The sequence below is a fragment of the Paenarthrobacter aurescens genome, assembly GCF_025421775.1.
Lineage (GTDB): Bacteria > Actinomycetota > Actinomycetes > Actinomycetales > Micrococcaceae > Arthrobacter > Arthrobacter aurescens_B.
Genome location: NZ_JAOEFX010000042.1, coordinates 1 through 400, shown reverse-complemented (window position 1 = coordinate 400; position 400 = coordinate 1). Strand labels below are relative to the sequence as shown.

Below are 400 nucleotides of genomic sequence, written 5' to 3'. Positions count from 1 at the left end.
CAATTAATTTTTTTCAAAGCATCTGTAAGATCTTTTTAACGGTTAAGTTAGAAAGGGCGCACGGTGGATGCCTTGGCACTAGGAGCCGATGAAGGACGGGACTAACACCGATATGCTTCGGGGAGCTGTAAGTGAGCTTTGATCCGGAGATTTCCGAATGGGGAAACCCACTGTTCGTAATGGAACAGTATCTTTATCTGAATACATAGGATATTGAAGGCAGACCCGGGGAACTGAAACATCTAAGTACCCGGAGGAAGAGAAAGCAAATGCGATTTCCTGAGTAGCGGCGAGCGAAACGGAATTAGCCCAAACCACGAGGCTTGCCTCTTGGGGTTGTAGGACACTCTATCCGGAGTTACAAAGGAACGAAGTAAATGAAGCGACCTGGAAAGGTCCG

General features: G+C 47.2%; 1 rRNA gene. It reads left to right on the top strand.

The features are described from left to right. Window positions 1-40: 40 nt before the first annotated feature. Window positions 41-400, top strand: a 23S ribosomal RNA gene (locus N7568_RS22600); the annotation flags it as partial.